This is a genomic window from Enterococcus sp. DIV0660C (assembly GCF_017316125.1).
GTDB lineage: Bacteria > Bacillota > Bacilli > Lactobacillales > Enterococcaceae > Enterococcus_B.
Window position 1 is genome coordinate 1 of the sequence record NZ_JAFLWA010000047.1, and the last position, 9698, is coordinate 9698.

Below are 9698 nucleotides of genomic sequence, written 5' to 3' on the forward strand. Positions count from 1 at the left end.
GAAAAATCACTCGTTTTTTTGCTATCATCTGCACAGTAAAATCCAATCATTTGCTTGTAAGAAAATCAGTATGATAAAATTATTTTGTAAAGAAGGAGGTTAGATTATGGGTTGGTTATGGACATTGATCGTTGGCGCAATCATTGGAGCAATTGCGGGCGCCATCACAAACAGAGGAAATTCAATGGGCTGCATTACAAATATCATCGCAGGATTGATTGGTTCAAGCATTGGTCAAGCGATTTTTGGCGATTGGGGACCAAGCGCTGCGGGTATGGCGATTGTACCTTCAATTTTAGGTGCAGTTATTTTAGTTGCAGTTGTTTCATTTTTCTTTGGAAAAAAAGCATAAGCTTTTAAATAAACAAAGCAAGTAAGTGATTACTTTTTGTTGCAAAAGAATTTGTCTAGCATTTGCTAAGCAAGTTCTTTTTTCTTTTTCTTAGGGAAAGAAAGTTAACAAATTTTTTTCATTCATATTCGTACGAGAAACAATAATAATTTGCTATAATAGAAAAAAGAAAGTAAAGAAAGAAGGATTTTATTGATGATGGTACGTGTTGAAAAACTCCGCAAAAAAATGCAAGCAGAAAATTTAGATTCATTTTTAGTTACAAGTCCCTATAACCTTCGTTACTTGACCAATTTCACAGGCACTACTGGTTTAGCAGTTATCACATTGGACAAAGCGTTCTTTATTACAGATTTTCGTTACACAGAACAAGCTGCTAGCCAAGCACAAGGCTTTGAAATCATAAAAAATGTTGGCCCGATTTTTGATGAAGTGGCTGATTTAGTAAAGAGAGAAAACCTAAATGCTTTAGCGTTTGAAGAAACAACGGTATCTTTCCTAGAATACTCAGTGTTAGAAGAAATTATCAATGCAGAATTGATTCCAGTTAGTGGAATGATTGAAGAATTACGTGAAGTAAAAGATGAAGAAGAAATCTCAATCATTGAAAAAGCATGTAGCATTGCCGATATGGCTTATGATCATATTCTAAAGATGATTCGCCCGGGAATGACTGAAATCGAAGTAGCAAATCAAGTGGATTTCTACATGCGTTCGTTAGGTGCAACAAGTGTTTCCTTTGATACGATTGTTGCTAGTGGTTTGCGCTCAGCTATGCCTCATGGTGTAGCAAGTGACAAAGTAATTGAACAAGGTGACTTGATCACACTAGACTTTGGTTGTTATTATCAAGGGTATGTTTCTGATATGACTCGAACATTTGCCATTGGTGATCCTGGCGAGAAATTAAAAGAAATCTATCAAATCGTACTAGATGCACAGTTAGCAGTCTTAGATGCAGCTAAACCTGGATTAACAGGAATCCAATTAGATGCAGTAGCTCGTGACTACATTACAAAACAAGGATACGGCGAAGCGTTTGGTCATTCAACTGGTCATGGTATCGGGTTAGAAATCCATGAAGGTCCGAATGTTTCTGCTCGGGCAGAAAAACAATTTGTTCCTGGAAATGTCATCACAGATGAACCAGGAATTTACTTACCAGGAATTGGTGGCGTGCGGATCGAAGATGATTTGCTAATCACAAAAGAGGGGAACCGAGTGTTGACTCATTCACCAAAGGAATTGATTATTCTATAGTTTCACCTGATGTTTAAAAATTTCTTTTCCTGTTTAACGCACTGACTTTTGTTATAGAAAATAGCTAGATTTAGTGATACACTATAGAAGGACTTTTACGCATGTAGAAGATAGCAGAGCTGGGAGTTTTTCTCCGTAAAGAATTAGGAGGCTATTTATGATTTCTGTAAATGATTTCAAAACAGGATTAACAATTGAAGTGGATGGTGGAATTTGGCGGGTAATTGAGTTCCAACATGTCAAACCAGGAAAAGGCGCTGCATTTGTTCGTTCAAAATTAAAAAACTTGCGTACAGGCGGCGTACAGGAAAAAACTTTTCGTGCTGGTGAAAAAGTAGCAAAGGCTCAAATCAGCAATCGAAAAATGCAATATCTTTATGAAAGTGCAGGAAGCCATGTGTTCATGGATTTAGAAACTTATGAACAAATTGAAATTCCTGAAGAACAGATTAAAGATGAATTGAAGTATATTTTGGAAAATATGGAAGTTAACATTATCATGTACGACGCAGAAATTTTAGGTCTTGAGTTACCCAATACAGTTATCCTTGAGGTTGCTGAAACAGATCCAAACATCAAGGGAGACACATCTTCTGGTGGGACGAAGCCAGCAATTATGGAAACTGGGTTAACGGTTAATGTACCTTTCTTTGTGAACCAAGGAGATAAACTGATTGTTAATACCGGAGACGGTTCATATGTATCTCGTGCTTAGGTAAAAGGAGGAAGAAAAATGGCAGATGAAAAAAATCTTGTCTTAAACGCAAATCAAGACTTAGGAGAAATTGTTATTGCTCCTGAAGTAATTGAAGTAATTATTGGGATTGCAGCATCTAAAGTAGAAGGTGTCTATGGCATGCGTGGTACTTTTGCTAGCAATGTGACTGAATTATTAGGTCGTGCAGCTCATGGTAAAGGTGTCTATCTTGCAAATGAAGAAGATGGCTTGAAAGTGGATATTTATTGCTATTTAGAATATGGAGTATCTGTTCCTAAAGTAGCGATGGATATGCAAGAGCGTGTAGTCCAACAAGTTTTATTTATGACAGACATTGCTTTAGCTGAAGTGAATGTTCACGTGGTAGCAGTGGTACCTGAAAAATTAGAACAACCCGTACTGGAAGAACTTTTTGAAGACGATGAGGACGAAAATGAATAAAGAAATATCGAGACATAAGATTCGTGAAATGGCGTTGCAAGCACTGTTTCCACTAGATTTCAATGCAGATTTAACAAAAGAAGACGCAATCATGCATGCCATTGAGTTAGATCAGCGTGACTTGATCAATGAAGAAGAATCGGAGTTTGTTCCGGTTTATCTGGACACACTAGTTGGTGGTGTGTGTGCGAAGAAAGATGAATTAGATCAAACGATTGAAAAACATTTGAAAAATAATTGGCGTATCAATCGAATTTCAAAAATGGATTTAGTGATTTTGCGTATTGCAATTTTTGAAATGAAATATGTGACAGATGTGCCTGCTCCAGTTGCCTTAAATGAAGCAATAGAGTTAACGAAAACATTTAGTGACGATCGTTCACGTAAATTTGTAAACGGCGTATTATCCAATATTTTAAATGAAATGGAAGCTGGGGCATAGGCCCTAGCTTTTTTTTGAGAAATAAAAATCATTGTTATTGGGTAATCAAATTATATGGTAGAATAAAAAGACAAAAAGTTCAGGGAGTGGTTATATGGCAGTCACAATCAATGGAAAAGAATTAGCAGAAAAAATGCAAACAGAAATTGCCGAAAAAGTGCATGAACTCAATGAAGTTGGTATCCATCCTGGCCTAGTCGTTTTATTAGTGGGAGAAAACCAAGCGAGTCAAGTTTATGTTCGAAATAAAGAACGTGTTGCAAAAGAAATTGGTATCCACTCAAAAGTAGAACGTTATCCAGAAACCATTTCTGAAGAAGAATTACTTTTAGAAATTGAAAAATATAATCAAGATCCATTGTTCCATGGAATCTTAGTACAATTACCTTTACCAAAACATATCAACGAAGAAAAAGTATTATTGGCAATCCAACCTGAAAAAGATGTCGATGGCTTCCATCCGATGAACCTTGGACGTTTATTTGCTGGTGATCCAGATATGATCCCCTGCACACCATATGGGATCATGAAAATGTTTGAAGCTTATTCAATTGATCCTGCTGGAAAGCGTGCAGTAGTGATTGGGCGCAGCAATATTGTTGGTAAGCCAATGGGACAGCTATTATTGATGGCAGATGCGACAGTCACCATTGCGCATTCAAAAACAAAAGACTTACCAGCGCTTGCTCGCGAAGCGGATATTTTAGTTGTTGCGATTGGACGCGGTCATTTTGTAACAAAAGAATTTATTAAACCTGGGGCAGTAGTGATTGATGTTGGGATGAATCGAAATGAAGCAGGCAAGCTAATTGGAGATGTCAAATTTGATGAAGTTGAGCCGTTAGCAAGCTATATCACGCCAGTACCTCGAGGTGTTGGTCCCATGACGATTACGATGCTGATGTATCAAACAGTTAAGTCTGCCGAAGCTTTTGGAGCAGGTGAATAAATGGCACAAGAATATTTAACAGTAACCTCGTTGACTAAATATCTAAAAAGAAAGTTTGATTTAGATCCTTATTTGGAACGAGTATATCTGACTGGTGAAATTTCTAACTTTCGCTTGCGGGCAAACGCACATCAATACTTCAGCTTGAAAGACGATCATGCAAAAATCTCGGCAATTATGTTTAAAGGCGCGTTTCAAAAACTGAAATTTCAACCAAAGGAAGGAATGAAAGTTCTCGTTGTCGGTCGAATTTCACTTTATGAAGCTGGTGGCTCTTATCAAATCTATGTGGAGCATATGGAACCAGATGGTATCGGTGCGTTGTATCAAGCGTTAGAAGAAAGAAAAGATAAGTTGATGAAAGAAGGTCTGTTCCAAGGACCAAAAAAACCATTACCGCGTTTTCCTAAACGAATTGCTGTTCTAACTAGTCCTAGTGGTGCAGTTATTCGAGATATCATTACGACGGTAAAGAGGCGTTATCCAATTGCTCAGTTAGTATTGTTTCCTACTGTGGTTCAAGGAAACCAAGCAGCAGACGATGTGGTGAAAAATATTGGACGAGTGGAAGCTCTGGGAAATTTTGATACGATGATTATTGGCCGGGGCGGGGGATCAATTGAAGATCTTTGGCCTTTTAATGAAGAACGGGTTGCTAGGGCAATCTATGCGGCAAATACGCCAATTATCTCTTCTGTCGGACACGAAACAGACACAACAATTGCTGACTTAGTTGCGGATGTGCGTGCTGCCACACCAACGGCAGCGGCTGAATTAGCGGTGCCGGTATTATCAGAAGTTTTGTTGAAAATCAATGAACGCCAAGCCCGTTTAGAGCAGGCTTTTTCGCGTCAAATCCAAACGAAGCAACAACGTTTTGAACATTTGAAGCAGTCTTATGTCTTCAGGCAACCAGAACGACTATATGAGGGACAAACGATTAAGTTAGACCACTTCAAGCAACGTTTACAACAAGCTGCACAACAAGTGTATTATGAAAAGGAAAAGCAAGTTATTTCTCTTAATCACCAACTCGAACAGGTAGCTCCTGATTATCGGATAAAAACAGCTAAACAAGAAACAGATTATCTACAGCAACGTTTGAAAGAAAAAATGGAACAATATATGCAACAACAAAAAAATCATTTTCAAACAGCTGTTCAATCACTTGATTTACTAAGTCCGCTGAAAATCATGGGGCGAGGGTATAGCTATACGACATTACCTACTAATCAAGTAGCTAAGAGTGTGACAGAGGTCCAACAAGGAGAACTACTGACTGTTCACTATCAAGATGGGCGAGTTATTACAAAAGTCCAAGAAATCGAAGAAGGAGAATAACCGATGGAAAATCCAACATTTGAAGAATCATTGCAAGAATTAGAAAAAATCGTCGTACAATTAGAACAAGGCGATGTCCCACTGGAAAAAGCATTGGATGCATTTAAACGCGGGATGGAGCTAAGTAAGCAATGTCAAGATACATTAGCAAAAGCAGAAGAAACTTTGACTAAAATGATGACTGAAACAGAGGAAGAAGTCGTTTTTGGTGAGAGCGAGGAAGCTTGATGCAATTAACCAAATTTACAGCAACTAATTTGCCGATAGTTGAACAAGAAATCACCCAATTTTTAATGGAATATACAAGTGATGAAACGCTGAAAGAAAGTATGCTTTATTCGATTAATGCTGGTGGGAAGCGAATTAGACCATTACTGCTTTTAGCAGCAATAAATTCTTTTGGCGAAACATTGACCACTCCGATGTATCAAGTAGCAGGTGCTCTTGAAATGGTCCATACGTATTCATTGATCCATGATGATCTACCTGCAATGGATAATGATGATCTACGTAGAGGAAAACCAACAAACCATAAAATTTTTGGTGAAGCAATTGCTATTTTGGCTGGCGATGGCCTGTTGACGGGTGCCTTTCAATTGATTAGTTTGACACAACTAGAACCTTCGAAAAAATTATTGCTTATTCAACAATTGGCAAGTAGTAGTGGAGCTCAAGGAATGGTTGCTGGACAAACGGCAGATATTTTAGGTGAAAAGCAAGAATTGACTATAGACGAACTTGCCTTTGTCCATGAACGAAAAACGGGTCGTTTGATTCGTTATGCGTTGTTAGCAGGTGGTGTTTTAGCCAATCAACCTGAAGAAGTTCTACTTTGTTTACAAAAATTGGCTGGACATCTTGGCCTTGCTTTTCAAATACGGGATGATTTATTAGATGTGGTGAGCACAACCGAAAAATTAGGTAAAACTGCTGGCAAGGATGCGCAAGAAGGAAAAAATACGTATCCACGTTTGTTAGGAATTGAAAAAACGTATGAAGCTTTGGCAAACGAAATCCAACAAGCAAAGGAATTAGTTACACAGTTGGAAAAAGATGTTTTAGTGTTTGAGGGGGATCTGCTACGTCAATTAATCAAACAATTTGATATAGAGAAATGAGGAAAAAAATGGAAAAAGAACGTGTAGACGTTTTAGCCGTTAAACAAGGACTATTTGAAACCAGAGAACAAGCAAAACGCTCGGTTATGGCTGGTTTGATTTATAACGAAAAAAATGAACGTTTTGACAAACCGGGGGAAAAGATTCCTGTAACGAATGAACTGAAAATCAAGGGGAAAAAATTGCCCTATGTTTCTCGTGGGGGCCTTAAGCTAGAAAAAGCGTTAAAAGTTTTTGACCTGACTGTTCAAGATAAAGTGTTATTAGATATTGGTGCTTCTACAGGAGGATTCACTGATGCAGCGTTACAAAACGGGGCAAAGATGAGCTATGCCTTAGATGTTGGCTACAATCAACTTGCTTGGAAAATTCGTCAAGATCCACGAGTAGTTGTGATGGAACGTGTTAACTTCCGCTATTCAAAACCAGAAGACTTCGAACAAGGTGTACCAGAGGTAGCAGTGATTGATGTATCTTTTATTTCACTCAAACTAATGTTGCCACCGTTACATGCGATTTTGGCAGATCACGGGGAAGTAGTTACGTTGATCAAACCTCAATTTGAAGCTGGGAGAGAAGCAGTAGGGAAAAATGGGATCGTCCGGAATGCTCAGACACATCAAAAAGTAATAGAAGATATCTTAGCTTTTGCAATGGAGAGTGGCTATGATGTCTTAGAATTGAGTTTTTCACCAATTACAGGTGGCGAAGGAAATATTGAATTTCTAGCACATCTCCAAAAAGTTTCTGGTAAAGGAACTATGAGCCCGACAATTGATATTTCAGCAGTTGTCACCAATGCGCATGAACAATTTGAACAAAAGTAAGCGGTTTGCAGATTTCTTCTTTCTTAAGCCGAAAAAATAAGCTATCATTAACAAGAAGAATGAGCTAAGGAGCGAAAAGCAATGAGAAAAAAAGATCGACACCGTTTGATTACTCGATTATTGAGCGAGCGTGATATCCGGAAACAAGAAGAGTTTGTCGAAATTTTGAAAAACAAAGGAATTTCTGTAACTCAAGCCACAATTTCTCGGGATATTAAAGAACTAAAGTTGATTAAAGTTCCCGCTTCTGATGGTGGCTACCGGTATAGTTTGCCAGCAGAAACAAGCGAAGATGTTCAAACAAAATTAGAAAAAATTTTAAAAGATGCTTTTGTCGCAGTGGATCAAATGGAAAAATTTGTTATTTTGAAAACTTTACCTGGAAATGCTTCTGCAGCAGCGAATCTAATTGATAAATGTTACAAGAAGGAACTGTTTTCGATTATCAATGATGATGACAATGTTTTGATGATTACACGTACAGAAGAAGATGCAGTCTCATTAAAAAAAGATTTCTTACATTACTTGTAATTAAGGGGTGATTGCTGTGTTACAAGAAATTAGTATTACCAACTTTGCAATTATTCCGGAGTTGCAATTGTCTTTTCACGAAGGGATGACGGCACTGACTGGTGAAACGGGAGCTGGAAAATCAATCATTATTGATGCTTTAGGATTACTAGCAGGTGGTCGTGGTTCAAGTGATTATATTCGTCAGGGCGCAGACAAGTGTATTCTTGAAGGACTGTTCGAGTTACCTAAACAGCCAGGTTTTTCTGATCTAATGGAAGAGTTAGGAATTGAATCAGATGAGGATAACTTAATTGTTCGACGAGATATGGCATTGACAGGAAAAAATATTTGTCGTGTCAATGGACACATTGTGACTTTGGCGAATTTGCGACGAATTGGTGCTTTTTTAGTTGATATTCAAGGACAAAATGAACATCAGGAATTGTTGCAACCTGAATCACATCTAATCTTACTGGATCAGTTTGGTGATGCCGCTTTCCAACAAAAGAAAAAATTATATCAAAAATTATATCGAAATTATCGAACGTTAGAAGCAAAAGTTCGTAAAGTTCAACAAAATGAGAAGTCTTTTGTTCAACGGATGGACATGCTTCACTTTCAGCAAGAAGAGATTGCAGCAGCTAAACTTCAATTAGGTGAAGAAGAGCGATTGGTTGAAGAGCGTGACAAATTAAGTAATTATCAGAAAATCGTAGATAGCTTGAACGCTGGATATAGTGCGCTAGATAATGGTGAGCAAAGTAGCGTTGACGGTATTGGACGAGCGGTTTCAGAAATGCAGGGGATTGCGCATTTAGATCCAGAGTATGAAGCGATTTTTGATAATATTCAAAATGCTTACTATCTGTTACAAGATGCAGTAGGAGATATGAGTCGCCAAATTGATCATTTGGAACTTGATGACAATCGTTTGGAAGAGGTAAATCAACGATTAGAAGTAATCCGTCAATTGAAACGAAAATATGGCGAGTCGATTGAAGCTATCTTGTCTTACTATGAGGAAATTACCAAAGAGTTAGGTGACTCTGATTTTTCTGAGGGTCAGTTAGAGAAAATGAAAAAAGAACTCGAAGAAAAGACAACAGAACTTCATCAGCAAGCGATGATTCTGCGTGAGCAACGACAAAAAATTGCTAAAGAACTTGAGGCGTCAATTTTACAAGAATTAAAAGGATTGTACATGGAAAACACAGAATTTGAAGTTCGTTTTACACAAGAAGAAACAATTTTTGACCAAAATGGATTTGATCAAGTTGAATTTTACATAACGACAAATCCTGGTGAACCATTAAAACCTTTAGTAAAAGTTGCTTCTGGAGGAGAATTATCGCGAATGCTATTAGCGTTAAAAACGATTTTTTCTTCGGAGCAAGGTGTGACAAGTATTATTTTTGACGAAGTGGATACTGGCGTCAGTGGTCGAGTTGCGCAAGCAATTGCAGATAAAATTGCCCAAATATCAAAGTACTCTCAAGTTTTGTGTATCACACATCTTCCACAAGTTGCCGCAGTTGCGGATTACCAATACTACATTGTGAAAGATGTTATTGCGGGTCGAACACAAACTTCAGTTTCAGAGCTTGCTGAACCACAAAGGATTGAAGAAATTGCTCGGATGTTAGCTGGAAGTGAAATTACGCCATTAACGATTGAGCATGCGAAAGAGTTATTGAAAATGGCAAAAAAAAATCACAATTAAAAAAGCATTGGCTATCT

At 37.8% G+C, this 9698-nt stretch carries 12 protein-coding genes; all 12 read left to right on the plus strand.

The genetic code is table 11. The features are described 5' to 3' along the window. The first annotated feature begins 106 nt into the window (after positions 1–106). A complete protein-coding gene (locus DOK81_RS11545; RefSeq protein WP_067480496.1) occupies positions 107–352 on the plus strand; it encodes a GlsB/YeaQ/YmgE family stress response membrane protein in 246 nt (81 codons plus the stop codon). Between the two features lie 195 nt (positions 353–547). Further along, positions 548–1612: a Xaa-Pro peptidase family protein gene (locus DOK81_RS11550; RefSeq protein WP_206911030.1), complete on the plus strand. Its 1065-nt coding sequence runs from the start codon at positions 548–550 to the stop codon at positions 1610–1612. 157 nt (positions 1613–1769) lie between these two features. Further along, positions 1770–2327 carry an elongation factor P gene (gene efp, locus DOK81_RS11555; RefSeq protein WP_206911031.1) on the plus strand — a complete coding sequence of 186 codons (558 nt, stop codon included), beginning with the start codon at positions 1770–1772 and terminating at the stop codon, positions 2325–2327. Positions 2328–2345: 18 nt separating this feature from the next. Beyond that, positions 2346–2771 (plus strand): Asp23/Gls24 family envelope stress response protein, encoded by a 426-nt coding sequence (locus DOK81_RS11560; RefSeq protein ID WP_206911032.1) that lies wholly within the window; start codon positions 2346–2348, stop codon positions 2769–2771. Next, positions 2764–3213, plus strand: coding sequence for a transcription antitermination factor NusB (gene nusB, locus DOK81_RS11565; RefSeq protein WP_206911033.1), 450 nt, complete (start codon positions 2764–2766; stop codon positions 3211–3213). The genes DOK81_RS11560 and nusB overlap by 8 nt, the downstream gene beginning before the upstream one ends. Positions 3214–3307: 94 nt before the next feature. Beyond that, positions 3308–4162, plus strand: coding sequence for a bifunctional methylenetetrahydrofolate dehydrogenase/methenyltetrahydrofolate cyclohydrolase (locus DOK81_RS11570; RefSeq protein ID WP_206911034.1), 855 nt, complete (start codon positions 3308–3310; stop codon positions 4160–4162). Then, positions 4163–5503, plus strand: coding sequence for an exodeoxyribonuclease VII large subunit (xseA, locus tag DOK81_RS11575; RefSeq protein WP_206911036.1), 1341 nt, complete (start codon positions 4163–4165; stop codon positions 5501–5503). Between the two features lie 3 nt (positions 5504–5506). Next, complete coding sequence (locus DOK81_RS11580; protein ID WP_206911037.1) at positions 5507–5731, plus strand: exodeoxyribonuclease VII small subunit; 225 nt, start codon at positions 5507–5509, stop codon at positions 5729–5731. Next, positions 5731–6621, plus strand: coding sequence for a polyprenyl synthetase family protein (locus tag DOK81_RS11585; protein ID WP_206911039.1), 891 nt, complete (start codon positions 5731–5733; stop codon positions 6619–6621). The genes DOK81_RS11580 and DOK81_RS11585 overlap by 1 nt, the downstream gene beginning before the upstream one ends. An 8-nt stretch (positions 6622–6629) precedes the next feature. Further along, entirely contained in the window at positions 6630–7448 is an 819-nt protein-coding gene (locus DOK81_RS11590) for a TlyA family RNA methyltransferase (RefSeq protein WP_206911041.1), read from the plus strand. A gap of 81 nt (positions 7449–7529) precedes the next feature. After that, complete coding sequence (gene argR, locus DOK81_RS11595) at positions 7530–7979, plus strand: arginine repressor (protein ID WP_067480526.1); 450 nt, start codon at positions 7530–7532, stop codon at positions 7977–7979. 16 nt (positions 7980–7995) lie between these two features. Further along, positions 7996–9681, plus strand: coding sequence for a DNA repair protein RecN (gene recN, locus DOK81_RS11600; protein ID WP_206911042.1), 1686 nt, complete (start codon positions 7996–7998; stop codon positions 9679–9681). The last annotated feature ends 17 nt before the right edge of the window (positions 9682–9698 follow it).